The sequence below is a fragment of the Polaromonas aquatica genome, from assembly GCF_050626995.1.
Classification (GTDB): Bacteria; Pseudomonadota; Gammaproteobacteria; order Burkholderiales; family Burkholderiaceae_C; genus Polaromonas; species Polaromonas aquatica_A.
In genome coordinates this window covers 1,858,691-1,884,210 of record NZ_CP192467.1, presented here as the reverse complement: position 1 = coordinate 1,884,210, position 25,520 = coordinate 1,858,691, and the positions used below count along the sequence as shown (strand labels likewise).

Here is a 25,520-nt window from a genome sequence, read left to right as displayed (position 1 = left end):
TCTGGCCGCCCGCAGCGCTTGTTTCAGGCCACAAACGCGGCGACCTGGCGCAACACCTCGTCATCCTTGAGGATCTTGCGGTGGCCCAGGCCTTCGGTGGCGATCAGGCGCGCGCCAGCAATCGCTTCGCTGTAGGCCACGCCATCGGCAAAGCGGTTGATGCTGTCCTGCCGGTCATGCACCACCAGCGTGGGCAGGTGGATGCGCGGCCCGACTATCGCCGGTTCGAACTGCGGCATCAAGATGCCTTCGCGCGCTTCGATGCGCCGCTGCATGGCCGCGCGCGTGGATTCGCGCAGGCCAAATGCATGGGCGAACAGCCGCGTGTATTCCAGCGGTGAAGCAGGCGGCGCCAGCAGCACCAGCCGGCCGGTGGCCAGTCCGCGGCTGGCTGCGTAGGCACCGGCATTGGCAGACAGCGAATGCGCCACCATCGCGCGCAGCGTGTGGCCCTGCTGCTGCAACCGGGCCGTCACGTACTCCAGCACGCGCGCGAACTGCGGCAGGTTGCTGACCGAGCCGCTGCTGCGGCCGTGCGCCGGCATTTCAACGATCACGGGCCTGAGGCCTTGTGCACTTAATTGATCAGCCAGCGCCAGCATCTGGCCCGCATGCCCGCCCCAGCCATGCACCAGCAGCACCACCGGCCCGGGCGGCGCGACGGGGCGCGAATACAGGGTGACACTGGCGTCTTCAAACGGCCACTGCTCGATGTGCCACTCGGGGCTCCACGTGCGGCGGCGGCTGATCCACTTGGGCGGTAGCGGCGTGCCAAACAGCCGGTAAGCCGCGCGCACGGCGAGTGCGGGCCAGAGTTGCTGCGAAGCGCCCAGGCCCCAGCGGAAAATCCGCGTCATCGGGCTGGCGTTGTAGAAAGCCGAAGTGGCCTGCAGGGAGGTGCGTGTCATGGCGTCGTCCTCTTTTTATCAATCTCAGTACCAGATCCAGTCTTCGTTGCTGCGCGGCAAACCGCGCAGCGAAGCCAGGACCGCCATGCCGGCGCGAACGCCGACAAACACGCCTAAAGCAATGATCAGAATCAACATGATTTCCTCATTTCTCCGCACAGTCGTGCGAAATTAAAACTTGCCGACACATCGGAAATGGCGCGGCTGCCCTTTCCGCCCTGTTTGTCTCTTTATTTTGGGGTGGCTGCCTCAGCCTGGTAGCTTTTAAGCAGGCGCTTCCAGGATGCCTGCGCACGTTCCGCTGCGCGGCTGTCGCGCAGAAAACGTGCATCGTGCAACAAGCCCACCGACAGGGCATAAATCTCTGATACCAGCTGCTCTGGGTCGGTGTCCGCCTGCAAATGGCCCGCTTCGACAGCCTGCAGCACTGTGCGCCGCAAAGCCGCACGCCAGCGGGTAATTTCGCCGAACAAGGTGTCGCGCAATTCGCCTTCGCGGTCATCCAGCTCAAAGGCGCCCGCAGTGTAAATACAGCCCGACTGGATTTCCACGTCGCGCATGCGCACAATCCAGCGCTGCACGATGGCGTCCAGCCGCGGCAGACCCTTGGGCTGCTGCATGGCGGGCACAAACACGTCGGCAATGAAGCGCCGGCCGAATTCTTCAATCACGGCCTTCTGCAAGGCCTCGCGCGAGCCTATGCGCGAGAACACACCGCTCTTGGAAATCCCGATGCGATCCGCCACGGCCTGCAGCGTGATGGCCTCCAGGCCCTCCGCGGCGGCCAGGTCTATGCCCGCGCCAATGATGGCGGCGCGGGTCATTTCGCTTTTCTGGGTTTTGGCGTCCATGGCGCGAATATAGCACGATTGTGCGAAAGAGCAATCCCCTCCTGAAAACCCGGTCTTGACGTTTTATCAGACAGCCTGTGCTTCGCGCCAGGACGAAGCATGGATGCGTTGCCGGCAGGCCGCTAGGGTCGGTGCTTGCCGGCGGGCACCGGGTTTTTCGGCATCAGCCCCACCGCTGCCCGGGCCAGAGCATCGGCCTCTCGGTTGCGGTGGCGCGGGATCCACACCAGCCGTGCCGACGCAAAGGACCGCAACTCGGAGCGCACCTCCTCAAACAGTGCGGCCAGGCGTACAAAGGGCTCAAGGGCGGTGCCCGCCAGCTGCCCAACGACCACGCTGTTGTCGCAGTGGATCACCAGCGTGCTCGCCCCATGACGCCTGGCTTCCTGGAGCGCCGCCATCAGTGCGCGTAGCTCCGCCTCGTTGTTGCAGCCACGGCCCTCGGCCTGGGTAGATAGCGAATGCCGCGTGCCGTCAGGCGCTGTGAGCACCGCGCCCAGGCCCATGCGGCCGGGATTGGGCACGGCGCTGCCGTCGCAGTGGATCATCCAGGGCTCGTCGTTCAATGGGTGCTTTTCAGGCGGCGGCCCGATCCCAATCCGGGACGCCCCTATTTCCAGCCCGGTAGTGCGGATTCGCAAGCGGCCGCGGCCGGCTCGCCCACGGCTGGTGAGGGAACCGACATCAGCCAGCCGCGCAGTGTCCTGATCACTTGGCGATCACAGGCCTGGCTGAGGACCTGTGCCCGCTCCATCTTCTCGACTTCGCCCTCGGGGTAGCGCACTGTACGAAAGGCGGGCGCATCGCCAGCGGCGGGGCTGGCCGCCTCCTGCAGTGCCAGCGCCAGGGAATGTGCCAGCAGGCTTGCGCTTTCAGCCTTGAGCGCCGCACCCGCGTCGTCTTTCCAGTACCGCTCCATGTCCGGTGCCATCCGGGCCCGGGATACCACGCGCACCGTAGACCGGTAAAGTGGTTTGTCTGTTTCACCGGGCGGGTATACCGACAGGACGTTGTCCAGCACCAGAGCCCGCTGGTCCTGCGTCATCGAGAAGACGGGCAGGCTTTCCACCATCCAGCCCGTGCCGCGTGCCTGAGCCGGGCCGGCCAGCGCCTTGGCACCGGTCCACGGCGTCTTGTCCAGAGCGGCCTGCATCAACTCGGTGTGCTTGTAGTCGTTCAGCACCGGCCGATAAGCCCTCAGCACCCTGTCGGCCTTCTCCTGCAGCGCCCGCTTCTGCCGGTCATTCTGGGAATCCGCCAGCAGTCCGTGAGTAACGATCGCCGCCATGGCCCCTCCCGCGGTGGCTCCGGGATACGGCATGAAGCCACCCGGGTTTCCGCTTCCCACCGTATCCATGCTGGCCCGGCCCCGGAAGACCACGGCCTCCTCCGTGGGCGGAAGCAGCGACCATGGGGCGTCGGCCGGTATGGCGTGGACGGGCGACAAGCCCAGGCACGCTAAGGCCAAGGTGGCTGCGCCGAGGAAAACTGCTTGCCGGTGTTTCATGGCGCCGCTTTAGTTGGTCAGCGGCCGCAGGAAATCGTCTTTGCCGGTTTCCAGCGCCTGGTAATACGCATTCGTCAGGACGGGAAACGCCGTCGGCTCGTCCCATTTGCCCTCGGCGCTTTTGGCTACATAGACCGGCAGGTACCACTCATAAGTGTTGGTGCTGAGATTGACCATATAGCCTGTGCCGCGCACAAGCGCCTTGGGGTCGTTGGTGGCGAAGTAGCCCGAATAATTCCTGACGAAGCCCACGGAGTGGACCTCAAGCACCAGCAGGCTGTCGACGCCGTACTTCTGTTTGAGAGGCGCGAAGTTTTTGGGCGCGGCATTGCGAGTGCCTGGGCTGGTGTCCAGCAGGGCCTTGATGTCCAGCGGCTCCTCGATGACGATGGCGTTCACTCCTTTCTGGCGCAGCGCGGCGACGGCTTTGTCCTTCAGGCTGGGAAAGTCTTCCAGGGTCAGGGTGGCCGCATGCTTGCTCAGGGTGGAATTGGCCGCGTTGGCTGTGACGATGCACAGCAGGCAGATGTTCCCGTTTACGTGCACTTCCGCCTTGGGCAAGGCTGTCATGGCCACGCCGACCCGCTGGTTGTTTGACTTCAGCGCGGCCGGCGTGAAACTCACCTGCGGCTGGACCTTGGTAGTGGCGCAGCCCGAGATGAACAGGGCTGCCGCAGCCCACAAAAGGGCTGAAGATCGGAAAGACATGAAACGTATCCAGTAGTTACAGACACTCGGAATATAAGCCACAGCCTGCCCTCCCACTCCCGTCCACCCGACTTGGTTTATGGTTGCTCATGTTCCAGATACGCCACTACCAAAACTGGCTGCAGGCCACGCGCGGCCTGTCCTTCGACAACTATGACGCGCTGTGGCGCTGGTCGGTCACCGACCTTGATGCTTTCTGGCAAAGCATCTGGGACTACTTCGAAGTCCAGTCGCCGACGCCGCACACGGCTGTGCTGGACCGGCGCACCATGCCCGGGGCCGAATGGTTTCCCGGCGCGCAGGGCAATTACGCGCAGCAGGTGTTCCGCCATGCGGCCGCCGCCGAAGCGGCCGGTGTGCCCGCCATCCTGAGCCATGGCGAAACCAGCCTGGCGAAGGGCGAGTCGGCACGCGAACTCGGCTGGGCCGAGATGCGCCGCCAGGCGGCCTCGCTGGCCCTGCACCTGAAGGCGCAAGGTGTACAGCCCGGCGACCGTGTGGCCGCCTACCTGCCCAACACGCCCGAGACCATGGTTGCCTTTCTTGCCACCGTGAGCATTGGCGGCGTCTGGAGCGTCTGCGCGCCCGACATGGGCACACCCGCTGTGCTGGACCGCTTTCGCCAGATTTCGCCCAAGGTGTTGATCGCCTGCAACGGCGTTCACTACGGAGGCAAGGACATTGACCGCCGCAGCGTAGTGGCCGAGCTGGCCGCTGCATTGCCCAGCGTCACGCATGTGATCCTTCACGAGATGCTGCCTGGGAAATTGGATGCTATGGATTTGATAGCTGATTGCGCCGGTTTACACGGCGCCACAGCCCGAAATGATGCTGAAACAGCGGCCTTTGAACCGCTCTGGCTGCCCTTCGAGCATCCGCTGTGGATTGTTTATTCCAGCGGCACCACCGGCCTGCCCAAACCCATCGTCCACGGCCATGGCGGTGTGGCCTTGGTGGGGCTGGCGCTGCTGCGCCTGCACAACGACCTGGCGCCCAGTTATGCCGGCCCCAGGAATCCCGAACGCTTTCACTGGTACAGCTCCACCGGCTGGATCATGTGGAACGTGCAGGCCGCCAGCCTGCTCAACGGCACCACTTGCTGCATCTACGACGGCAACCCGGCGGGCAGTAGCAAGGAGGCGGCCGACTGGACCACGCTCTGGCGCTTTGTCGCCAACACCGGTGCCACTTTCTTCGGTGCGGGCGCGGCGTTCTTTGCCAACTGCATGAAGGCGGGTGTTGATCTCGCGCAGTGTGGCGACTTGAGCCGGCTTCGCACGTTGGGTACTACCGGATCGCCGCTCAGTGAGGACACGCAGCGATGGGGCACAGCACAGTTCGCCAAAATCGGAAACCCCAGTATCTGGTGGTGCAATATTTCGGGCGGGACGGACTTTGCCGGCGCGTTCATTGGTGGAAACAGGGAGCTCCCCGTCGTCCCCGGCGAAATGCAATGCCGCATGCTGGGCTGCGCCGTCGAGGCCTGGAATGACAAGGGAGAGTCCGTCGTGGATGAAGTCGGCGAGCTGGTCTGCGCGCAGCCGCTGCCTTCCATGCCGCTCTACTTCGTTGGCGACAAGGACAACCAGCGCTACCTCGCAAGCTACTTCGACACCTACCCCGGTGTCTGGCGGCATGGCGACTGGCTCAAGGTCACGCCCTCGGGCAGTTGCATCATTTACGGCCGCAGCGACGCGACCATCAACCGCCATGGCCTGCGCATGGGCACCAGCGAGCTCTACAGTGCCATCGAGGCCTTGCCCGAAGTATTGGACTCCATGGTGGTCGACCTTGAATACCTGGGCCGTGAAAGTTATATGCCGCTTTTTGTCGTGCTACGGCCCGGCCAGGCACTGGACGAGCCGATGAAAGCCAAACTCAAGCAGGCCGTCAAGACCGCGCTGTCGCCGCGTTTTGTGCCCAACGAGATCTTCGCCGTGCCCGAGATCCCGCGCACGCTCTCGGGCAAGAAGCAGGAGCTGCCGATCAAGAAGCTGCTACTGGGCCAGCCACTCGAGAAGGTGCTGAATCGCGACGCGATGGCCAACCCCGGTTGCCTGGACTGGTATGTGAACTTTGCACGCCGGCGTGCCGCAGGTGAGCTGCGGGACTAAGCCCGCAAGCCTTCACACCCGCGCGCGCAACCACTGCGCCAGCTCCGTCATGACCCGCAAACCGACAGGCGACACGGCCGTGAAATGGATGCAGGCATGAATCGCCTCCGGGTAGTGCCGGTGCGTCACCTCCACCCCTGCCGAGGCCACGCGTAGTGCGAGGGCGTGGCCTTCGTCGCGCAACGGGTCGTGGCCCATGGTGGCCACCCAGGTAGCCGGAAGGCTGGCCAGGCTGCCTGAGTCCAGCAAGGCAAAGTCAGGGTGCTTGTCCGCATCGGCCTGCTGGCCGAGGTAGCTGGCCATAAACCACTGCATCACGCCCATGGTGAGAAATTTGCCTTCGTTCTCTGGATAGGATGCGCTGGGCTGGCTGGGGTGCTGCGCCACCGGGTAGACCAGGCCCAGGGCACGCACGGCCTTTGCGTTCACGCGGCGCGATGCCACCAGCGCCAGTTGCGCGCCGGCGCTGTCGCCGGCCACCGCGATGCGGCCGGCGTCGCCGCCCAGCGCGGCGGCGTTCGCCAGCACCCAGCGCAAGGCGGCCTCGACGTCGTCCGGCGCGGCGGGGAAGGGATGTTCGGGCGCCATCCGGTAGTCCACCGCCACAACCAGCATGCCGCTGTGGTGGCACAGCGTGCGGCAGACCTTGTCATGGGTCTCAAGGTCGCCTATGACAAAACCGCCGCCATGCGCGTAGAGCAGCACGGGCCAGGGGCCGGCGGCGTCGGGGCTGTATGCGCGCAGGCGCAGCGGGCCGTCCGGCCCGGGGAAGCTAATGTCTTTCACCTTCCCGATGGCCGGGGCCGGCAAGCCCAGTGTGTCGGCCAGTTCGCGGTACACCTGCCGCGCGATGGCGGGGGGCAGGCTTTCCAGCGGCGGGTTGCCCTGCGCGGCGGCCTGGGCCAGAAAGCCGGCCAGGGCGGGGTCCATAGGAGCCGTCTCGAGCACGGTGGGGATGGCAGGGGTGGTCATTGCAGTCCTTATCAGTTCAAAGTCGCAGTACAAGCGCCAGCGCGGAACCGGCTTTGCCGGGCCGCAGGTGGCGCCCCCCGGGGGGAGGCGCCGCAGGCGCTTCGGGGGGGTTATCTGATTAATTTGCCGTCGCGCGCTCGCATGCCAATCTCGACGTGGTCCGATGCGTGATGCCGCTCTTTTCCAAATGAAAGCCTGAAGCCGCCCAGGTCCAGTGCTCCGAGGCTTTCAATCGCCTCGCCCAGGCGCTGGCCGTCGGCGCGCGGGCCGGCACGGCGCAGGGCTTCGGTGCAGACACGCAGGTTTAGGTAGGACTCCAGGCCCTCGAAGGTCATCGCCTCGGGGCCGATGAAATCGTCGGCATCGCGCTCGAGTTCACGCACGATGGGCAGGCGGGCCACCTCGGGATTCGGCACCACGCTGGTGTAGCCCACCAGCCGGTTGCGAAACAGCCGTGTCAGCTGCGTCAGTCCCGCCGTCGACAAAGTGGCGACGGTGGACGGCACGCTGTCATAGGCCGAGGCCGGAAGCCGGCCCAGCGCATCCAGCACCTCGTTGCCCAGGTTGAGGACCAAAGCCTGCGGCGCGGCTTTGGCCACGTCGCGGAAGGCGGCTTCGATGGACGGCAGGCGTGCGTCGGCGGTGATGCGCGTGACCTGACGGCCATCGCGTTGCAAGGCTGCCACCAGCGCCCCAGTGCGCGCCGGCTCGGAGTCGTCGGCCAGCACCGCCACCCGGGTGACGCCAATGGATGCCAGCTGGCGCGCCAGCGCATCGGCCTCTCGCGCATCGTCCGGCCGCAGGCTGAAAACATGGCGGACATCGGTAGACCGCAAAGCCGATGCTCCCGACATCGGGCCGACCAGCGGCACGCGAAGTTCGCGCGTGGCCTGGGTGGCCTCGAGGCAAGCCCGTTCACCAAGGCAATTGGCGATGAGCACCGCCTTGTGCTGGCCCACCAGGGTGCGCAGGTTGGCCGCCACGCGCCGTGGGTCACCGCCGTCATCCAGTGTCACCAACTCGATGCGACGCCCGGCAATTCCGCCTGATGCGTTGACGCGCTCCACATGCGCGCGGGCACCGGCCAGCACACGGTTGGCGACCGGAAAGCCTGCGCCGGTGAGTGGCAACGACTGGCCGATGACCAGGGCGTCGGGCGCGGCATGGCCAGCCGCGGCCGCTCCCAGCAGCATCATCGCGGCAAGCATGTCCCTACGCCGGCTCATACCGGCACTCGTGCATTGACCGGCATGGGAAGGGCTACTGCCGGTCGCAGCAGGAAATACCCGAGCGCGGGCAGCAGCACCAGCGCCCCCACCATGTTCCACACAAACATAAAGGCCAGCAAAATACCCATGTCGGCCTGGAACTTGATCGGCGAAAAAGCCCAAGTGCCGACGGCCAGCGCCAGCGTGATGCCGGTGAGCAGCACGACGCGGCCGGTGAACTGCAGCGCATGGTGGTAGGCCTCGGACAGGCTGGCGCCCTCGCGCATGCGGGCCAGCGTAATGCTGAGTACGTACAGCGCGTAGTCCACGCCTATGCCCACACCCAGCGCGATCACCGGCAGCGTGGCGACCTTCACCCCCATGCCAAGCCCCACCATCAGCGCCTCGCACAGGATCGAGGTCAGCACCAGCGGCAACACCGCCACCACCACCGCGCGCCAGGAGCGGAAAGTGATCCAGCACAAAATCACCACCGCCGCATATACCCACAGCAGCATCTCGCGCATGGCCTTGCCGACCACGATATTGGTGGCCGCATCGATGCCGGCGCTGCCCGCCGCCAGCTTGAAGCTGACGTCGGTCGTGTTGTTGAAGGCCGCGAAGTGTTCCACGTCGGCCACCACGCGCGCCAGTGTTTCGGCCTTGTGGTCCTTCAGGTAAACGTAGAGCGCGAGGAATGAGCAGCTCTGGTTGAAGAGCTCGCGTGGCGCGCGCGTCTGCACGCCGCCCAGGGCGCCATCGTTGGGCAGCAGTTCAAACCACTTGAAGTTGCCTTCGTTGTAGCCCACCATGGCCAGCTTGGACAGCGCGGCCATGGAGTTGGTGGATTCCACCCCTGGCAGCTGTTCCAACTGCCAGGCCAAGGCGTCCACCTTGGCAAGCGTGCCGTAGGCCGTGCATTTATCCGCGGGCGTGGTCACCATCACGGTCAGGATGTCGGCGCTGGCCGCGTAGTGGGCGATCTGGTAGGCGTTGTCCTGGTTGTAGCGCGAGCCTGGCCGCAGCTCGGAGGCACCTGGGTCCAGGTCGCCGATTTTTAAATGCAGGCTGGCGGCATAGCCACCCACGGCCATCAGGGCCGCAACCACCACCGCCGCCGTGGCCCAGCGCTTCTGCGTGAAATGGTCCAGCAAGGCCCACAGCCATGAACGTTGCGTCCCTTGCGATGTTTCCTGGCGCAGGCTGCGCGCGGCGGCGGCGGGTGCCACACCTACATAAGACAGCAGGATAGGTAGCAGCACCAGGTTGCTGAAGATCAGCACCGCAACGCCTATGCTGGCGATCAGGGCCAGGTCCTGGATGACCTTGATCTGGATGATGACCAGCACCGCGAAGCCCACGGCATCGCAGAGCAGCGCGGTCAGGCCCGCCACGAACAGGCGCCGGAAGGTGTAGCGCGCGGCCACGACCCGGTGCGTGCCGCGCCCTATGTCCTGCATGATGCCGTTCATCTTCTGCGCGCCGTGGCTCATGCCGATGGCAAACACCAGAAAGGGCACCAGCACCGAATAAGGGTCGAGCTCGTAGCCCAGCAGCGCCAGCAGGCCGAACTGCCAGACCACCGCCACCAGCGAACAAGCCACCACCAGCGCGGTGCTGCGCTTGCAGCGCGTGTAGCCGAACAGCACCACCGTGGTGATGGCCAGGGCCAGCAGGAAAAACAGCAACACCTGGTGCAGTCCCTCGATGAGGTCGCCCGCGACCTTGGCGAAACCCGTCACGCGGACCTGCAGCGTGTCGCTGCCGTATTTGGCGCGCAGGACTTCGATCTGCCGGGACAGCTCGCCGTAGTCCAGCGCCTGCCCGGTCTCGGGGTTGCGGTCCAGCAGCGGCACGAACACGATGCTGGACTTGAAGTCGCCCGCGACCAGCTGGCCGATCTCGCCCGAACGCTCGACGTTGGCGCGTAGCCCGGCCAGGCTGGCGGGTGAGCCGTCGTAGGCATCGGGGATCACCGGCCCGCCGTCCAGGCCTTCCTCGGTCACGGCCACCCAGCGGGTGTTGGAGGTCCACAGCGACTTCATGAAGGGGCGGTCCACGCCGGGCAGCAGGAAGATCTCGTCATTGATCTTCTGCAGCGCGTCGAGGTAGGCCTTGTCGAAGATCGTGCCCTGCCTGGCCTGCACCACCAGCCGCAGCGCATTGGCTTGGCCGCCCAGGTCGCTCTTGTGCGCCAGGTAGTTGACGATGTAGGGGTGGCCCGTGGGAATGGTTTTTTCAAAACTGGCGTTCAGCCGCAGCTTGGTGGCTTGCCAGCCCAGCAGCAGGGTGAGCAGTACGCAGACCGCCATGACCCAGGGCCGGTGGTTGAAAAAAGCGCGTTCGAGCAGCGTGCCCGAGCGCGTGTCGAAATCTTCAAGCCGCGCGACAACGGGCTGGATGGAGGAGGAATCGGCGTGCATAAAGTCTTGCCGCGTGCGCGGCGCTGGTCTCCGGGGTGGTTCTTTTCTTCTTTTTTTCTTTTAGCTGGCGGGCAGTTCCACACGCCGCATGCCGCGCAGGCTCGCCAGCACCAGGCTGCCGTCGGCCGCCAGGACGGCGCCTGAAACCGGAACGGCTTCACGCGCCGGGATGCGCCGCAGGGCGGGTCCGTCCGCGCCGCCCACCAGGGCATCGCCGGCCTGGCTTACCAGTACAAAGCCGCCGTTTGGCAAAGCCATGCCGGCCCCGATCGCCATGGGCAAGCCGGTGTCCAGCTTGTCCCAGTGCAGGCCTTCGTCGGTGGAGCGATAAGCCGTGCCGCGCAGGCCGTAGGCCACCAGCGCGCCGCCGCGTGTTTGCAGCAGGCCGAAAAAACTGCCCTTGTAGGGCGACGCCGGCGCGCTGAAATTGGCGCCGCCGTCGGTGGAGCGCAGCAGCAGGCCCTGCTCGCCGGCAATCACCAGTGTGCGGCCGCGTGCGCGCACGCCGTACAGGTGGAGGCTCTTGGGGTTCGGTAGCCGCGGGCCCAGGGCCGTCCAGCTTTTGCCGCCGTCGGTGGTGGCGAACATCAGGTTGTAGGCGCCGACGGCAAAGCCGCGCTGGGCGTCGATGAATTCGAGGTCAAAAAAAGGTTTGTCCGCGCCTTCTTCCACCAGGCGCTGCGCCTGCGCCATGGCACTGGCATCGCTTGAACGTTCCGCGGCCTGTTTCACGAGTTCGGCCGCCTGCACGCCGTCGAGCTGTTTGTGCCAGCTGGCGCCGCCATCCATGCTGCGCAGGATGGCGCCCAGATGGCCCGCGGCCCAGCCGTTACGCGCATCGGTAAAACATACGGCCGTCAAGGTGGCTTGCACCGGCACCTGCGCCTGCCGCCAGCTCACGCCGTGGTCGTCCGACAGCAGCACCGTGCCGCGCTCGCCGACCGCCACCAGCCGGTCGCCGGCCCGTGCCACGGCCAGCGTGGCCGCACCCAGGGCCTTGGGTGTGAGCAGCGCGGCCTGCGACAGCACCGCCGGCATATTGGCCGCCCAGCCGGGCAGCGCGGTAATCCCGCCCAGCCCCGCCAGGACGGCCTGCCGCCGGTTGACTCCAGCCATCAGCGCGCGCCTTCGCTGGCGAGGGATTCGGCGCTGAAGAAGGAGCGCGGAATCGGTGGCTGCACTTCGTACTGCTTGGGCAGTTCGTTCGACGCCATGTTCAGGTAATAGGCGCCGGTCTGCATGTCATAGCCGCCCCACAGCACGACGTTGGTCACGGCCGGGATATCGGGCGTCGTCAGCATCAGCGCATAGTTGGTGCGCCAGAGCTGGCCTTTGGCATCCCAGCCGTCGAACAGCGCGATCTGCCAGGAGTCTTCGTCGATGTAGTACTTGCGCTTGGGCACCACGTGGCGCTTGCCGGCTGCCAGTGTGGCCTCGACCTCCCACACGCGGTGCAGTTCCCAGCGCACCTGCGCGGGGTTCAGTGTGTTGGGCGTCACCAGGTCTTCGATCTTCGCGGAGGCGGCGCGGTTGTTGTTATAGGGGATGTAGATTTCTTTCTTGCCGACCAGCTTGAGCTCGTGCTTGTCGATGGGGCCGAACAGCGTGAAGGCTTCATCGAACAAACCTATGCCGGAGGTCACCGAGTCGGGCGTGTCGTAGGCCACGGAAGGCGCTTTGCGCACGCGGCGCTGGCCCACCAGGTACTGCCACAGCCCGCGCGGTGCGGCTTCCGAAACGCCGTCGAGCGCAAGGATGGCCTCGCCAGCCTTGGAGCCCGGCGCGTTGACCACCAGCTTGCCGTACTGGTAGTAGCCGTCGAACTTCTCGGCGCTGCCATCCTTGTCGTAGAAGGCCTGGCGTATGGTCTGCGTGCCGCCGGAGACCATGGTGCGCTTGCCGTCGGACGTCACCACCCACACGCGCATCGGCATGGCAAAGTTGCCGCCGCGCCAGGCCGTGCGCTGGTTCCACATGGCTTCATAGCCGTCCTTGGGAATCGGAAACGGCGTGCCGCCAAAAGCGCCTTCCATGCCGTAGCCGCCTTCAATGGTCTTGGCTCGTGTGGCGTTCTTGAAAGTGTTGTCGTACACCGACTGCGGCGCCGCCGCGGTGCGATGCGTGGGGTAGACGTCGATGCGGAAGTCGGGGTACTTCTTCATCAGCGCTTGCACGCCGTCGGTCAACTTGTCGGCATGCTGTGCCATGTTTTTGGCGTTGATCGACAGGATGGGTTTTTCGTTGGGATACAGGTCGGGCCGCGCATCTCCGTTCTTGTAGCCCGGCGTGGCTTTGGCGAGGCCTCCTTCCCAAGGCGGGATGGTGCCTTCCTTGTTGCCGGCTTTTTCGGCGCCCATGGGCGTCAGCGAGGATTTGAGTTTGGCGGCCTCTTCGGCGGTGACGGCGGCCTGGGCGGACATGGCGCCGGCCAGCAGGGCGGCCACGATCAATGAAAGTTTTGTGGTCTGCATCATGATGGTTGTCTCTGTAATGTTTTTCAGAAAGTGCGGGAAGCGGTGAAGGAAACGTAGTTGCGGTCTTTCAGGGTCTGCCCATAGGACAGCATGCGGGTAGGGGTGCGCGCATCCGTGACGGTCAAGGTGTTTTCCTTGCCGAAGAAAGCGGTGTAGTTCAGGGCGAAGTTCCAGACGTTCTGGTATTTGCCCTTGATGCCTATGCTCACGTCGCCCGCGTTGCTGGCACCGCCGGCGAAGTTGATGACGGCGGAAGAGCGGCCGCCGAAGTTGTAGCCCAGGCCCAGCGGGATGGACAGGTCCAGGCCTGGCAGCACCTGGAAGTACTGCGGCTCAAAGATCATGCGGAAGGCCGCCGCGTCGCGCGTGGCGTTGGGATCCAGACCTCCGAAGCCGACGGCGCTGGGATTTTTGGTGACGCTCAGCAGCCGGTTCCACGCCAGTTCAGCCACCAGGGCGCCGCCGTCCCACAGGCTGGATTTGTTGAGCACGTAGATGCCTGATAAGTTCAGGTGCGCCGTCTTGCCTGTGGCATAGCAGGGATTCGCGGGCGAGCCACTGCAGTTGGCCGCCGGCATGAAGGGTGCTCCGCCCAGCACGGCCGGGTCGCTGGCCAATGGCGCATCGGTGCGCACCGAGCCTTCGAGCGCCCAGTTGAGCTGGCCTATCGACGACGTGACGCTGGCGCCGAAAGTCTTGATGCCCTTGGCGTAAACGTTATGCACATTGCCGTTGATCAGGTCAAACACCGGAACGGCCGGCGTCTTGTCGTTGTAGCGCGCTGCATACACACCGTATTCGAAGTTGCTGCCGGCCGGTGCCCAGCGCAACTGGGCGCCGAACTGGCCGCTGTCGCCTGGTTTCTGGTCGCGGCTGGTGTCGGTGGGCAGCACCGGCCCGCCAAGGTAGACGCGGCCGCCGCCTATGTAGTCTTGGTTGGAAAAATAGCTGCCGACGCCGGGGATCTTGCTCGGCCGCCATTTGAGTTGGTAGTACCCACCCAGGGTTACGCCTTCGGCCACCTGCAACGTGCCTGAAATCTGCTCCACCGGCAGCAGTACTTCCTTGAACTGCCAGTTTGGCACCGAGACGATTTTTGCGATGTCCACCGGGCCTTGCGCGTTGGCAATGCCGTTCTGGCCGAAAAACACGCTCTCGCCATACTGCAGCGCGTGCTTGCCGACACGTATCGAGGCCGGCATGCTGCCGATCGATCCCTTGCCCCAGGCGAATGCATCGAGCAGTTCGTTGCCACGGCCATGCTGGTCTCTGGTGGCGGGCACGAATTGGTTGGCTGCCTGGCCGGCGAAGTTGCTCACGCCCGCCGTGCCGTTGTTGTCATTGGCGCGTAAATACTGCGAGTCGTACCAGGCGGAGTGGCTGATGCGCAGGCCCCAGTTGTTGCGGCTGAAATCAAACTCGGTCAGCAGGTCGGCGCGGTTGGAAACGAGGCCCTTCTTGAAGTTGAGGTCGCCGTCGTTCTCGTTGGTCACGCCGCCGTCGCCGCGGGCAGCCGGTGAGGTAAGCAGCGCTGACGGGTCTTTCAGCCGGTACGCCAGGCTGTATTTGGGGGTGAAGTCCAGCCGGATTTTGGTGTCGGGATCGCTGGACTCCAGCTCGAAAGCATGCGCCGGCAGCATGCAGGCCATGCAACTCAGCGCCAGCGTGCTGAGCCTGAAAGGGGTGAACAGTTTTGTCATGATTTTGTCTCCTCGTGGTGTAGTAGTGCTTGTCGTGAATCGGAATGGATGCCCTCGCACCCACAGCGTGCTGGTGTCGGATGTCGTCAGATATAGGTGGAGGCCAGGCCGCCGTCGACCGGGATGTTGACGCCGCTGACCCAGCGTGCGGCGTCACCGCACAGCCAGGCGATGGCGGGTGCGATTTCGTCGGCGAAGCCGGGGCGCAACATGCGATGGGCGTCGGCCTGGACCCGCTCCTGGCCCAGCATCGCGACGAAGTCGCCCAGGATGGGTGTGAACACCGGGCCGGGCGCCACGCAGTTCATGCGCACGCCTTTGCCCAGAAACCACTCCTGCGATTGCACGGCATTCCAGACGATCAGGGCTTCCTTGAAATACTGGTAGCAGATGGCTTGCGGCACCGGGTGCCCACTCAGCCATGCGGCGCCGGCCTCGAAGCCCTTCGCTGCCGCCAGCTCCTTGTGCAGGGCCAGCCGCTGCGGCCATTCGGCACCCAATATGGACGCCACGTTGACGATGCTGCCGCCGCGCGGCATGCGTGACAGCACCTTTTCCGTCAGATGCCGCAGGCCCAGGTAGTTCACGCGGGCAACTAGCTCGCCGTCGGCCGTGCCGGGTACGCCGGCGATATTGCACAGCGCGTCAACCTTCGCCGGCAACTGGGCCACCGCGGCGTCGATGGCCGCGGCCGTGCCGAGATCGGCCTTGACGAAGCCGTCCAGCGTCAGGCTGGGATCGTTGCGGTCCATGCCGATGACCGTGGCGCCCTGGAAGCGCGCCAGCCTGGCCACCTCGGCGCCTATGCCGGACGAAGTGCCGGTGATGACAATGGTTTTGCCTTGCAGGCTCATAAAGCCTCCCGGGTGTGCGGATTCATGAAGGTCTCCTTGATGTGGTGAGCCAAAAATCGAAAAGTCAAAAAGTCGAAGGGTGCCGCTCAGAACGGGAACATGGGCGCGGTGTCCTTGACGGTCATCCACTGCCATTGCGTGTATTCCTCCCAGTCGGACGGGCCGCCCACACTGGTGCCGTTGCCCGCGATGCCGGGGCCACCGAAGGGATTGACGCAGTCGTCGTTGACGGTCTGGTCGTTGATGTGGACCATGCCGGCCTTGAGCTGCTGCCCTACGGCCATGGCGCGGCCCACCGAGCGCGAGATCACGGCGCAGGCCAGGCTGCCGGTGTTGTTGTTGGCCAGCGCGACCGCTTCCTCGTCACTGCCGAAGGTGACGATGTTGGCCACCGGGCCGAAGGTCTCTTCGTCGAACACGCGCATGCCCGGCTTGACGCCCGACAGCACCGTGGGTTTGTAGAACAGACCGTCGTAGCTTCCGCCGGCTTCCAGCTTGGCGCCGGCCTTGATGCTGTCCTGCACGATGGCATGCACGCGGTCGCGCTGGCGCGCATCGATCAGCGGCCCGAGCGCGACCTGGCCGGTTGCGCCGTCGCCGACCGGCAGGTGCGTGGCCTTGGCGACCAGGCGCTGCAGCAGCGGAGCCGCGATGCTCTGGTGCACCAGGATGCGGTTGGCGGCCATGCAGATCTGGCCCTGGTGCAGGTAGGCGGCCCAGGCGGCGTTGCTCGCGGCGATGTCCAGGTCGGCGTCGTCCAGGATGATCAGCGAGTTCGCGCCGCCGAGTTCCAGCGACACCTTCTTCAGGTGCTTGCCCGCGAGCTCACCGATGCGCCTGCCTACCGCGGGTGAACCGGTGAAGGCGATCATGGGCACCAGCGGGTCGGTGACCAAAGCTTCGCCGGCCTCGGCGTCGCCGGGCAACACATGCAGCAAGTCCTTGGGCAGGCCGGCCTCCGAAAAAATGCGCGCGATCATCAGGCCGCCGGTCACCGGTGTGCGGGTGTCGGGTTTGATGACCACCGCATTGCCTGCGGCCAGCGCCGGCGCCACCGCACGGAGCGTCAGGATCAGCGGAAAGTTGAAGGGCGAGATGACGCCCACCACGCCGTGCGGCACGCGGCGGGCGATGCTGGTGCGCCCCGGCACGCTGGGCAGCACATGGCCCTGGGGCTGCAACGGCATGGCGGCGGCCAGGTGACAGATGGTGATGGCTTCACGTACTTCATGCTGCCCCTTGGGCAAAATGCCGCCGGTCTCCCGCGTGGCATACAGCGCAAGTTCGTCGAAGTGCTGCTGGAACAGCGCGCCGGCGCGGCGAAAGACGTCGGCCCTTTCGCGCGGAGGCAGGGCGGCCCAGGGCTTTTGCGCGTTGGCCGCCGCCCGCGTGGCCGCGGCCACATCCGCCGCGTTGGCGATGCCCACCGTGCACATTACTTTTCCGGTTGCCGGCTCGACCACGTCGCGCTTTCCACCGCCCAGCGGCGCTTGCGCCAGCGCGGAAAAATCCAGAAATGCCATCGCGTCGGATACACCCATTTGCTTTTGTCCTTACGGTTGTTTGATCAGCTCGCCACATCGGCGCGTCGTGCTGCTGTATCGCAATGCATGTACCAGCTCCGCGCCCAAGGGCCCGCTTGCTGCGCTGCACCCAAGGCTTTTTCGCTGGGAAACCCGGGACATACCCTAGGTGTGTTTGTTGCGGTGCAGCACATGGAAACCACCCATGTTTTCTTCGTCAATTGGTTATAAAGTTGAATCAAATTTCACCAATTGATCAAATCAAATCAATCAAAATCGAGGAGCAAGGCCATGCGCGTATCCGATCGCATTTCCCTGGCGGAGGTGGCGCGGGCCACCGGGGTCGCGCTGGGCAGCTTCGACAGCGCGTCGGTGGCAAAAGCCATGGGCGGGTTTGCCAGAACGCACATCGGCGGCGACACGCACCCGACAATCGCCGACATCAGCGAATGCCTGTTCTTCTCGCCGGGCGACGGGCGCATCTGGCTGCAAGACCAACGCATGGTGTTGCTGCACACTGAGGCGCTGGGTTCCATGCGCCGCGAGATGATCGACAGCTTGGGCATCGAAAAAGCCCGCGGCCTGTTCACGCGCGCTGGTTACGTCAGCGGCGCCCGCGATGCCCAGCTGGTGCGCAAGCACTGGCCCGACGCCGACCCCCCGGCTGCCGCCATGGCCGGCACGCGCCTGCACGCGCTCGAGGGCGTGGTGAAGGTCGAGCTGGTCAGCGTGACCTACGACCCGGACACCAGCGGGTATGAAGGCGAATTCATCTGGCACAACTCCAGCGAAGACGATGAACACATTGCCGCCTACGGCATAGGCGGCTCCCCGGCCTGCTGGATGCAGGTGGGTTACGCCACGGGCTACGTCAGCACGCTGTTCGGCCGCCTCATCGTTTTCCGGGAAACCATGTGCCGGTCCATGGGCCAGGCGCAATGCCGGGTGGTCGGCAAGTCCGCTGACAAGTGGGACAACATTGAAGAGGACATGCGCTACCTGAACGCCCGGGAGTTTGTCGACACCGCGGCCTATGCGCGCAGCGAAGCTGGGCCGGCCGACCTGGCGACCGGCGAAGTCCCGGCCGGCGACGCGATGGTGGGGGCCTCATCGGCCTTCAACGCGGCCTGCCACCAATTGAGCCGCGTGGCGCGCACCACCGCCACCGTGCTGTTCACGGGCGAGTCCGGTGTGGGCAAAGAAAAGTTCGCCAGCATGCTGCATAGGATCAGCCCGCGCAAAGACGAGCCGTTTATCGCGGTGAACTGCGCAGCCATCCCGGAAACCCTGATCGAGTCCGAGCTGTTCGGCGTGGAGCGCGGCGCTTACACCGGGGCCAGCCATTCGCGGCCGGGCCGCTTTGAGCGGGCCAGCAACGGCACCCTGTTCCTGGACGAAATCGGCATGCTGAGTTTTGTGGCGCAAGGCAAGCTGCTGCGCGCCCTGCAGGAAGGCGAGGTCGAGCGCGTGGGCGGCACGCGCGGCATCGCGGTCGACGTGCGTGTGGTGGCCGCCACCAATGAAGACTTGCGCCAGGCCGTGCGCGAAGGGCGGTTTCGCGAAGACCTGTTCTTTCGGCTCAATGTGTTCCCCATTCACCTGCCGCCGCTGCGCGAGCGGCGCGACGACATTCCCCTGCTGATGAACCACTTCCTGAACCACTACCGGCGCAAGCACGGCTGCAACACCGGCGGCTTCACGCAGGCCTCGGTGCGCACGCTGCTGAACTACGACTTCCCCGGCAACATCCGCGAACTGCAAAACCTGATCGAGCGCGCCGTGATCATGGCCGACGCCGACGGCTTGATCGACGTGCACCACCTGTTCACCGGTGGCGAGACTTTGAGTGCTGAGGTCATGACTTTGCGGATGCAGGGCAGTTCAGGCACCTTGAACTTCGATGGGGCGCAGGCCGCCGCGCATCCCGTGCCGGCGGGAACCGCCGCTTCGCCGCAGTCCCTGGAGCAAACCGAGCGCGACATGCTGGAACGCGCCATCTCCGCCTGCCAGGGCAATCTTTCGGCGGCGGCACGGCGGCTCAACACCACGCGGGCGAAGTTGGCTTATCGTGCCAGGAAACACAGCCTGATTTAAGTCATCGCAGGTGCCAGTGCCCCGAGGTAGGCCCGCACCCTCTCGTCGCGCGCCAGCGTGTCGAAATCCGGCGCTTCACTGACCGTGCCCTTCTGCACAAAGATAAAACGCTCGCAGCACTGCCGCAGGATGTCGACGTGGTAGGGCTCGTTGGGATGCAGGCATAAAAACACCAGCCGGCCGTTGGCCTTGAGCTTGGCGAAGAAGTCCAGCATGAAGCCGATGTAGCCGTCCTGCGTGTTGAACTGAGGTTCGTCGAACAGGTGCACCAGCGGCGAATCGCTTTGCGCATGCGCCAGCATGAAGTCGGGTTTGGTCTTTTGAAACGACCGCACCTGGTAGGACTGGTGGTAGTGGATCGCCAGCCGGTCGCGCTCGCGCGTGCGCACCTGGTGGATGTCCTGGCCGTTCACCAGCACGCGGCCCGCGCTCGGCAGGTTGCTGCCAGTGATCAGCTCAAAGAGCGTGGTCTTGCCCGAGCCGTTGGGACCCATGACGCCGACCACGCAGGGTTTATGCACCTCGAAATCGGCGTTCAATGAGAAGGTCGTGGTCTTGCGGAAGACGCCGCGCTGGTATTGCTTGGCGACATTTTCAACGCGTAAAAGTGGATGGCTCATGCTGGCTCAGACTCCTAAAAGCTGCCGGCACAAGACGGCGTCGTTGCGCAGGTCGGCCGCAGGGCCCTCGTGGACGATCACGCCCTGGTTCATCACATAGGCGCGGTCGGCCACCTGCAGCGCGCTTTGCACGTTCTGCTCGACCACCAGCACTGCGATGCCTTCGGCCTTGAGCCGGCTGATGGTTTTCATCACGTCCTGCACCACCTTGGGTGCCAGGCCCTGGCTGGGCTCGTCAAACAGCACCAGGCCGGGCGAGCCCAGCAAGGCGCGCGAGATCGCCACCATCTGCATCTCGCCGCCCGAAAGGTTTTCGCACTCGCGGTGCATCAGGTATTCGAGCGCGCTGAAGATTTCAAAACATTCTTTCTCGTGCCAGGACCGGAAACGTGTGGCCTTGCGCGCGATGGCCAGGTTGCGCGCCACCGTCAGCGTCGGAAAGATGCGTCGGTCGTCGGGCACCCAGCCCATCCCGGCCTTGGCGATCTCGTGCGTGGGCATGCGCGTGATGTCGCGCGCGTCGAAGACGATGGCGCCCTTGCGCGGCGGCGTCAGGCCCAGCACGGAGCGCAGCAGCGTGGTCTTGCCCGCGCCGTTGGGGCCCAGCAGCGTCACCACCTCACCGGCACCGACCTTGAGCGACACGTCGAACAGCACCTGCGTCTCGCCGTAAAAGGTGTCGATACGGTCCACGGCCAGCATGTCCGCCGGCGGCGATACGGATTGCGTCGCTGATTTCAGCGCCGCGCTCATGCCAGCGCTCCCAGGTTGGAACGGCGCACCCACTCGTTTTGCCGCAGCTGGTCGGGCGTGCCTTGGCTGATGACCTGGCCCCAGTGGATGACGGAGATCTGGTCGGCGAGCTTGAAGAGAAAATTCATGTCGTGTTCAATGATCACAATCGTGAGCTGGCGCTTGAGTTCTTTCACCAGCTCCATCAGACGCACCGTGCCCTCGGCGCCCAGGCCGGCGGTGGGTTCGTCGAGGAAGAGCATGCGCGGCTCGGCCGCCAGCGCGACGCCGATCTCCAGCGCGCGACGCTCGCCGTAAGACAGGCTGCTGGCCAGCGTGCGTTCCTTGCCTTTGAGGCCCACGCGCTCGAGGATGCCCGCGGCCAGCTGCTGCGCCGTGCTGTCGGCGCCCAGGTCGCGCCAGGGGTTGAAGCCCTGCCTGCGCACGTGTGGTGTGGCCACCAGTACGTTGTCGAGCGCGGTGTAGCTGTCGAACAAATTCATGATCTGGAAGGAGCGCGACACGCCTTTGCGCGCGATCTCGCGTGGCGAGAGGCCTGTGATGTCTTCACCGGCAAAGGTCACGCGGCCGCGATCGGGCTTGTAGCGGCCCGTCAGCACGTTGAAGCAGGTGGTCTTGCCCGCGCCGTTGGGGCCCATGATGCCGTTGAGCTGGCCCTCTTCGAAGCTGAGCGTGATGTCCTGCAGCACCACCTGGGCGCCGAATCGTTTGGAAAGGCCGCTGGCCTCGAAGAGCTTCACAGCGCACCTCCCGCGTGCACCGGCTTGGCCGGCGCCTTGCGCCGCGGCCTGGCCTTCCAGGCCTGCCATGCGCCGGCGACGCCTTCGGGCTTGAACAGGACCATGGCCATGAAGATCAGCCCATACCAGAGCAGCCAGGTCTCGGTGTAGGCGCCCAGCAGGTCGCGCGCCAGGATAAAAAAGGTCGCGCCTATGACGGGGCCCCAGAAGCTCACGAGCCCGCCGCCTATCAGCACCATCATCACCACAAAACCGGAGTTGTGCAGGCTCATGACGTTGGGGTAGGCCGATTGCTGCGCCATGGCGAACAGCGCGCCGGCCAGGCCCGCGACCGCGGTGGAGATCGTGAAGGCCAGCCACTTGTAGAGCCAGACGTTGTAGCCCACAAACGCCGCGCGCATTTCGTTCTGCTTGATGGCGCTAAAGATGCGGCCCAGCGGCGAATGGATCAGCCGCCACAGGCCCAGCAGCACCAGCGCGAACAGCGCCAGGCAAAAGAAAAAGAGGGCGTTGTTGCCCGAAAGGTTGAAGGACACAAAACCGAAATCGGCCGGCAGGCGCTTGATGTTAAGCAGCCCGTCTTCACCGCCTGTGACGGTGTGCCATTTGTTGGCGATGAACCAGAACACCTGGCCGAAGGCGATGGTGAGCAGCGCGTAATAAATGCCACGCCTGTGCGAGATGAACAGCGCCACCAGCGCGCCCAGCGCCGCCGTGACCAGCACCGCGCCGGCGAGGTCGAACCACAGGTTGGGCCAGACCTTGAGTTGCAGCAGGCCGAAGGCATAGGCGCCCGTGCCGAAAAAAGCGCCGTGCCCGAAGGAGGGCAGGCCGGTGAAGCCCAGCAGCAGGTTGTAGCCCAACGCGAACAGCACCCAGATCATGATTTCCAGGGCCAGGTATTGGTACAGCCCGACGCGGCCCACCCAGAGCGGTGTGGACAGCAGCACCAGCAATGTGGCGAGCATCGGCAAGGGGATCAGCGGCGCGCGGCCGGAGGCGAGTTGCATGGGGACCTTGTCTCTTCGTTTGTTCTGGGTGAATGGGTGCAGGAATAAAGCGTTGGAAAAGAAAAGCTGAAGAAGGGCTGGACAGAACAGAATATACGTTCTATTATTTAAACAAGCAAGAACATTTATTCTAATTTGATGCGACGCAGGCTCGGCCCGTCCATCGCAATCCCCGAGGCGGCAACGGCATATGGACTCTGCAACGACTTACGAAGAACTCAAGGCGCTGATAGGCCGGACTTACCCGGACATGTCCAAGCAGCTGCAGCGCATCGCGCGCTTTGCGCTCGAGCAGCCCAACGACCTGGCGCTGGGCACGGTGGCGACGGTGGCCGAGGCCACCGAGGTCCAGCCTTCGGCCATGATCCGCTTCGCCAACGCACTGGGCTACGGCGGTTTTTCCGAAATGCAGCAGGTGTTCCGCGGCCACCTGCTGGAGCGTTCCGACAGCTACCGCGAACGCATTGACCAGATGCGCCGCAAGCAGCTCAACGGCGAGCGCGCACCGGCCGGCGTGCTGCACCAGCTGGTGGGCGAATCGGTGGCCGAGCTCGGCCACCTGGAGGAAAGCATCGCCCAGGCCGACCTGAAAGCGGCCGTCAAGCTTATGGCCTCCGCGCCGCGCATCCATGTACTGGCCCAACGCCGCGCTTTTCCGGTGGCGGGCTATCTCGCGTATGCACTGAGCCAGCTTGAACTGCGCACGCACCTGCTCGACGGCACGGGCGGCATGCTGCGCGAAAGCCTGCGTTCCATCGCGCCCGGCGACGTGCTGATCGCCGCGAGCTTTCGCAACTACTCGCCCGAGGTGATCGAGGCCGCGGCCATCGCCGCCAGGCTGGGCGCCTCGGTGATCGCCATCACCGACGGGCCGATCTCACCGCTCAAGGCACACGCCAAGGTCTGCCTGGAACTGGCCGACGATTCGTCCAAGCCCTTCCGCTCGCTGGTTGCGCCGCTGTGCCTGGCGCAGGCGCTGGTGGTCAGCACCGGCCACCAGCTGGCCGAGCAGGGCGCCGCGAAGACCAAGGCCAAGCCAATCGCAGCGAAAGCCGCGCGCAAGGGGGCTGCATGAGCCGACCGCTGGACCTGATCTGCATCGGCCGCGCCGCCGTCGACCTGTACGGCGAGCAGATCGGCGGTCGCCTTGAAGACATGCAGAGCTTCAGCAAATACCTGGGCGGCTCGCCCGCCAACACCGCCGTGGGCGTGGCGCGCCTGGGCCTCAAGCCCGCCATGCTGACGCGCGTGGGCGACGAGCACAACGGCCGCTTCGTGCGCGAAACCCTGGCGGCCGAGGGCGTGGACGTGAGCCACGTGGCCACCGACCCCAAGCGCCTGACCGCGCTGGTCTTTCTGGGCATCCAGGATAGCGATACTTTCCCGCTGGTTTTTTACCGCGACAACTGCGCCGACATGGCAATTAGCCCGGACGATTTCGACGCGGCCTTCATCGCCTCATCCAAGGCGCTGCTGATTTCGGGCACGCACCTGTCGCAGCCGCTCACCTATGAAAGCTGTACCCGCGCCATGACGCTGGCCAAGGCCGCGGGCACACGCGTGGTGCTGGACATCGACTACCGCCCCGTGTTGTGGGGCCTGACCAGCCCCGGCATGGGGGAGCAGCGCTTCGTGCCTTCGGGCGAGGTCAGCGCGCACCTGCAGACCATCATCGGCCAGTGCGACCTGGTGGTGGGCACGGAGGAAGAAATCCACATCGCCGGCGGCAGCACCGACACGCTGGCCGCCTTGCGCCGCCTGCGTGAACTGACCACGGGCACGCTGGTCGTCAAGCGCGGGCCCATGGGCTGCGTGGTGTTCGACGGCGCGATTCCCGACTCACTTGAAAAGGGTTTGCAGGGCCCGGGCTTTCCGGTCGACGTCTACAACGTGCTGGGCGCGGGCGATGCCTTTATGTCGGGCTTTCTGCGCGGCTGGATACGCGATGAACCGCTCATGCGCTGCTGCGCTTATGCCAATGCCTGCGGTGCCCTGGTCGTCTCGCGCCACGGCTGCGCGCCGGCCATGGCGAGCTGGGAAGAACTGCAGTTTTTCCTGGCGCACGGCTCGGCCACGCGCCGCTTGCGCGAAGATGCGAAGCTTGAGCATTTGCACCGCACCAGCACGCGCACGCGCCGCTGGGAAGAGCTGGTCATCCTGGCTTTTGATCACCGCATGCAACTTGAAGAGATAGCCGCACGCCACGGCGCGGGCAAGGAACGCATCCCGGTCTTTAAATCGCTGATCGCCGAGGGGGCCCGGCGCGGCGCCGGCCAGCGCGCCGGCGTGGGCGTGATCGTCGACGGGCGCTTCGGCGAAGACGTATTCCCCTCGGTCACCGGCAAGGGCTGGTGGGTGGCGCGACCGGTCGAACTGCCGGGCTCGCGCCCGCTGCAGTTTGAGGCCGGCGCCGGCCTGGGCTCGACGATGCGCACCTGGCCCGGCGAGCACGTCGCCAAATGCCTGGTGTATTACCACCCGCACGACACGCCGGCCCTGCGCGAAAGCCAGCTTGCCAGGCTGGCCGACCTGCAGCGCGCCAGCCTGGACAGCTTTCATGAATTCCTCATCGAGGTGATTCCGCCCAAGGACATGCAGTCCGATGGCGACACCGTGCCGCTGGCACTCGAGCAGATCTACCAGGCCGGCATCTTCCCCGACTGGTGGAAGTTGCCGCCCGCCGCCAGCGCGGCCGCCTGGGAAAAGATCGCCACGGTCATCCACCAGCACGACACCCATTGCCGCGGCGTGCTGGTGCTGGGCCTGGAAGCCAGCGAGGAAAAGCTAGCCCAGAGCTTTCGCATCGCGGCGCCGCACGCCATCTGCCGCGGCTTCGCGGTGGGGCGTTCAATCTTTGCCGATGCCGCGAACGGCTGGTTCTCGGGTGCCATGGACGATGCGGCGGTCGTGAAGGACATTGCCGAGCGTTATGCGCGGCTGATCGTGCTGTGGGACCAGGCGAGGGCGGGCAAACGAAGCGGCGCTTCAGCCGCTGCGGCCGAAGCCCTGGGCTGAACAGCAAAAAACAAGCAACAAAAAACAAAACGGAGACACACAAGAC

The 25,520-nt window shown here is 65.1% G+C and carries 21 protein-coding genes; 4 read left to right on the top strand and 17 right to left on the bottom strand.

Annotated features, from left to right (window positions below):
• Positions 1–23 precede the first annotated feature (23 nt).
• From ACQ4MS_RS08970 to ACQ4MS_RS08950, 5 genes are all read right to left on the bottom strand, one after another.
• Entirely contained in the window at positions 24–908 is an 885-nt protein-coding gene (locus ACQ4MS_RS08970; RefSeq protein WP_431099104.1) for an alpha/beta fold hydrolase, read from the bottom strand.
• Positions 909–1,138: 230 nt separating this feature from the next.
• Positions 1,139–1,759 carry a TetR/AcrR family transcriptional regulator gene (locus ACQ4MS_RS08965; protein ID WP_431099103.1) on the bottom strand — a complete coding sequence of 207 codons (621 nt, stop codon included), beginning with the start codon at positions 1,757–1,759 and terminating at the stop codon, positions 1,139–1,141.
• 122 nt (positions 1,760–1,881) lie between these two features.
• Positions 1,882–2,307: a ribonuclease HI family protein gene (locus ACQ4MS_RS08960; protein WP_431099560.1), complete on the bottom strand. Its 426-nt coding sequence runs from the start codon at positions 2,305–2,307 to the stop codon at positions 1,882–1,884.
• A 62-nt stretch (positions 2,308–2,369) separates the two neighbouring features.
• Positions 2,370–3,266 carry a hypothetical protein gene (locus ACQ4MS_RS08955; RefSeq protein WP_431099102.1) on the bottom strand — a complete coding sequence of 299 codons (897 nt, stop codon included), beginning with the start codon at positions 3,264–3,266 and terminating at the stop codon, positions 2,370–2,372.
• Positions 3,267–3,275: 9 nt separating this feature from the next.
• Complete coding sequence (locus ACQ4MS_RS08950; protein WP_431099101.1) at positions 3,276–3,974, bottom strand: hypothetical protein; 699 nt, start codon at positions 3,972–3,974, stop codon at positions 3,276–3,278.
• 89 nt (positions 3,975–4,063) lie between these two features.
• On the opposite strand from ACQ4MS_RS08950, the gene ACQ4MS_RS08945 reads away from it, so the two are divergent.
• On the top strand, positions 4,064–6,088 hold the full coding sequence (locus tag ACQ4MS_RS08945) for an acetoacetate--CoA ligase (RefSeq protein WP_431099100.1): 2,025 nt from the start codon (positions 4,064–4,066) through the stop codon (positions 6,086–6,088).
• Between the two features lie 12 nt (positions 6,089–6,100).
• Here the strand turns inward: ACQ4MS_RS08945 and ACQ4MS_RS08940 are convergent, their stop codons facing one another.
• The 8 genes from ACQ4MS_RS08940 to ACQ4MS_RS08905 form a co-directional block, all read right to left on the bottom strand.
• Positions 6,101–7,060, bottom strand: a complete 960-nt coding sequence (locus ACQ4MS_RS08940; RefSeq protein WP_431099099.1) for an alpha/beta hydrolase — start codon at positions 7,058–7,060, stop codon at positions 6,101–6,103.
• Positions 7,061–7,170: 110 nt separating this feature from the next.
• On the bottom strand, positions 7,171–8,286 hold the full coding sequence (locus tag ACQ4MS_RS08935) for an ABC transporter substrate-binding protein (RefSeq protein ID WP_431099098.1): 1,116 nt from the start codon (positions 8,284–8,286) through the stop codon (positions 7,171–7,173).
• Positions 8,283–10,691 carry an efflux RND transporter permease subunit gene (locus ACQ4MS_RS08930; protein ID WP_431099097.1) on the bottom strand — a complete coding sequence of 803 codons (2,409 nt, stop codon included), beginning with the start codon at positions 10,689–10,691 and terminating at the stop codon, positions 8,283–8,285. The genes ACQ4MS_RS08935 and ACQ4MS_RS08930 overlap by 4 nt, the downstream gene beginning before the upstream one ends.
• Positions 10,692–10,751: 60 nt before the next feature.
• Entirely contained in the window at positions 10,752–11,807 is a 1,056-nt protein-coding gene (locus ACQ4MS_RS08925) for a WD40/YVTN/BNR-like repeat-containing protein (RefSeq protein ID WP_431099096.1), read from the bottom strand.
• Entirely contained in the window at positions 11,807–13,165 is a 1,359-nt protein-coding gene (locus ACQ4MS_RS08920; RefSeq protein WP_431099095.1) for a DUF1329 domain-containing protein, read from the bottom strand. Before ACQ4MS_RS08920 ends, ACQ4MS_RS08925 begins: the two co-directional genes overlap by 1 nt.
• Before the next feature lie 23 nt (positions 13,166–13,188).
• Entirely contained in the window at positions 13,189–14,865 is a 1,677-nt protein-coding gene (locus ACQ4MS_RS08915) for a DUF1302 domain-containing protein (RefSeq protein ID WP_431099094.1), read from the bottom strand.
• An 86-nt stretch (positions 14,866–14,951) separates the two neighbouring features.
• On the bottom strand, positions 14,952–15,719 hold the full coding sequence (locus ACQ4MS_RS08910; RefSeq protein ID WP_431099093.1) for a coniferyl-alcohol dehydrogenase: 768 nt from the start codon (positions 15,717–15,719) through the stop codon (positions 14,952–14,954).
• 86 nt (positions 15,720–15,805) lie between these two features.
• Complete coding sequence (locus ACQ4MS_RS08905) at positions 15,806–17,260, bottom strand: benzaldehyde dehydrogenase (RefSeq protein WP_431099092.1); 1,455 nt, start codon at positions 17,258–17,260, stop codon at positions 15,806–15,808.
• 273 nt (positions 17,261–17,533) lie between these two features.
• On the opposite strand from ACQ4MS_RS08905, the gene ACQ4MS_RS08900 reads away from it, so the two are divergent.
• The gene (locus tag ACQ4MS_RS08900) at positions 17,534–19,336 is read left to right on the top strand and encodes a sigma 54-interacting transcriptional regulator (RefSeq protein ID WP_431099091.1); all 1,803 of its coding nucleotides are present in this window, start codon (positions 17,534–17,536) and stop codon (positions 19,334–19,336) included.
• Here the strand turns inward: ACQ4MS_RS08900 and ACQ4MS_RS08895 are convergent.
• The 4 genes from ACQ4MS_RS08895 to ACQ4MS_RS08880 are packed head-to-tail and all read right to left on the bottom strand — an operon-like array spanning position 19,333 to position 22,459.
• Positions 19,333–19,956, bottom strand: a complete 624-nt coding sequence (locus ACQ4MS_RS08895; protein WP_431099090.1) for an ATP-binding cassette domain-containing protein — start codon at positions 19,954–19,956, stop codon at positions 19,333–19,335. The two genes, ACQ4MS_RS08900 and ACQ4MS_RS08895, sit on opposite strands and share 4 nt — an antisense overlap.
• A 6-nt stretch (positions 19,957–19,962) precedes the next feature.
• Complete coding sequence (locus ACQ4MS_RS08890; protein ID WP_431099089.1) at positions 19,963–20,709, bottom strand: ABC transporter ATP-binding protein; 747 nt, start codon at positions 20,707–20,709, stop codon at positions 19,963–19,965.
• On the bottom strand, positions 20,706–21,449 hold the full coding sequence (locus ACQ4MS_RS08885) for an ABC transporter ATP-binding protein (RefSeq protein ID WP_431099088.1): 744 nt from the start codon (positions 21,447–21,449) through the stop codon (positions 20,706–20,708). The genes ACQ4MS_RS08890 and ACQ4MS_RS08885 overlap by 4 nt, the downstream gene beginning before the upstream one ends.
• Positions 21,446–22,459, bottom strand: a complete 1,014-nt coding sequence (locus ACQ4MS_RS08880; protein ID WP_431099087.1) for a branched-chain amino acid ABC transporter permease — start codon at positions 22,457–22,459, stop codon at positions 21,446–21,448. Before ACQ4MS_RS08880 ends, ACQ4MS_RS08885 begins: the two co-directional genes overlap by 4 nt.
• 190 nt (positions 22,460–22,649) lie before the next feature.
• On the opposite strand from ACQ4MS_RS08880, the gene ACQ4MS_RS08875 reads away from it, so the two are divergent.
• Both ACQ4MS_RS08875 and ACQ4MS_RS08870 read left to right on the top strand, forming a co-directional pair.
• On the top strand, positions 22,650–23,534 hold the full coding sequence (locus ACQ4MS_RS08875) for a MurR/RpiR family transcriptional regulator (protein ID WP_431099086.1): 885 nt from the start codon (positions 22,650–22,652) through the stop codon (positions 23,532–23,534).
• Positions 23,531–25,474, top strand: coding sequence for a bifunctional 5-dehydro-2-deoxygluconokinase/5-dehydro-2-deoxyphosphogluconate aldolase (locus ACQ4MS_RS08870; RefSeq protein WP_431099085.1), 1,944 nt, complete (start codon positions 23,531–23,533; stop codon positions 25,472–25,474). The genes ACQ4MS_RS08875 and ACQ4MS_RS08870 overlap by 4 nt, the downstream gene beginning before the upstream one ends.
• Positions 25,475–25,520 lie beyond the last annotated feature (46 nt).